This window comes from Nocardioides sp. NPDC006303, from assembly GCF_040613175.1.
GTDB lineage: Bacteria > Actinomycetota > Actinomycetes > Propionibacteriales > Nocardioidaceae > Nocardioides.
The window spans coordinates 1-1,550 of the sequence record NZ_JBEXRR010000085.1; the positions used below are offsets into that span (position 1 = coordinate 1).

General features: G+C 68.5%; 3 protein-coding genes. All 3 read right to left on the bottom strand.

Annotated elements, in window-relative coordinates; genetic code table 11:
- Window positions 1-668 (bottom strand): biotin carboxylase N-terminal domain-containing protein (locus tag ABZY89_RS29440; RefSeq protein ID WP_355232715.1); only part of this gene is annotated, 668 nt, incomplete at its 3' end.
- Between the two features lie 22 nt (window positions 669-690).
- Complete coding sequence (locus ABZY89_RS29445; protein WP_355232716.1) at window positions 691-906, bottom strand: acyl-CoA carboxylase subunit epsilon; 216 nt, start codon at window positions 904-906, stop codon at window positions 691-693.
- A partial coding sequence (locus ABZY89_RS29450) for a carboxyl transferase domain-containing protein (RefSeq protein ID WP_355232717.1) occupies window positions 903-1,550 on the bottom strand: 648 nt, incomplete at its 5' end. The genes ABZY89_RS29445 and ABZY89_RS29450, both read right to left, overlap by 4 nt.

Sequence of the window (1,550 nt, forward strand, 5' to 3'; positions counted from 1 at the left end):
ACGTTGCCGTGGGTGTCGGCCAGGCACTGGGTCTCGACGTGGCGGGGCTTGTCGAGGAACTTCTCCACCAGACACTCACCCCGCCCGAACGCCCCGACGGCCTCGCGGACCGCGGATTCGTACAGGTCGGGGATCTCCTCCAGGGTCCGGGCGACCTTGAGGCCGCGGCCGCCGCCGCCGAAGACGGCCTTGATCGCGACCGGCAGGCCGTACTCCTGGGCGAAGGAGACGATCTCGGTGGCGTCCTTGACCGGGTCCTTGAGCCCCGGCGCCAACGGGGCACCGGCCTTCAGCGCGATCTGCTTGGCCTTGGCCTTGTCCCCCAAAGCATCGATCGCTTCGGGGGAGGGGCCGATCCAGGTCAGACCCGCCTCGATCACCGCGGTGGCGAAGTCGGCGTTCTCGGCCAAGAACCCGTAGCCGGGGTGGACCGAGTCCGCGCCCGAGCGACGGGCGACGTCGAGGATCTTCTCGATCGAGAGGTACGACTCCGCCGGAGTGGCGCCGTCGAGGGAGTAGGACTCATCGGCCAGCCGCACGAACAGCGCGTCACGGTCGGGGTCCGCATAGATCGCGACCGAGCCGATCCCGGCGTCCTTGCACGCACGGATCACTCGAACAGCGATCTCACCACGGTTGGCGATCAGGACCTTTGTCAGTTCAGGCACGGTGTTCTGCTTTCTACGACGTTCAGTTCGGAAGAGCGCTGGCGCGCCAGGCGCCGGGGCCGGGGTGGAGTGGGGTACGCAGCTGCGGAGCAGCCCACAGGGAGCGTGGCTTCTTCTTCGGTGCCTCGCCGGTCGACCCCAGGGCTGCGAAGACGGCCACGATCGCGGCGATCTCTTCGGGGGTGGCGTTGTGGTCGATGACCTTGAGCAGGGGCTTCTGTTCCTCGGGCGCGGTCACAGCGGGATGTTCCCGTGCTTCTTGGCCGGCAGGGTCTCCCGCTTGGTGCGGAGCAGGCGTAGGGCGCGGGTGACCTCGGCGCGGGTCTCGTGGGGTGGGATGACCGCGTCGACGTAGCCGCGTTCGGCGGCGATGTAGGGGTTGGCCAGGGTGGTCTCGTACTCATCGATCAGCTCGGCGCGCTTGGCCTCGACCTCCTCGGCGCTACCGCCGGCATCGACGATGGCCTGCAGGGTGCGGCGGTGGACGATGTTGGCCGCGCCTTGGGCGCCCATGACCGCGATCTGGGCGGTGGGCCAGGCCAGGTTGATGTCGGCGCCGAGGTGTTTGGAGCCCATCACGTCATAGGCGCCGCCGTAGGCCTTGCGGGTGATGATGGTGACCAGGGGGACGGTGGCCTCGGCGTAGGCGTAGATCAGTTTCGCGCCGCGGCGGATGATGCCGTTGTGTTCTTGGTCGGTGCCGGGCAGGAACCCGGGGACGTCGACGAAGGTGATCACGGGGACGTTGAAGGCGTCGCAGGTGCGCACGAAGCGGGCGGCCTTCTCCGAGGCGTCGATGTCGAGGCAGCCGGCGAACTGCATCGGCTGGTTGGCCACGATCCCGACCGGTCGGCCCTCGATCCGGGCATAGCCGATGATGAT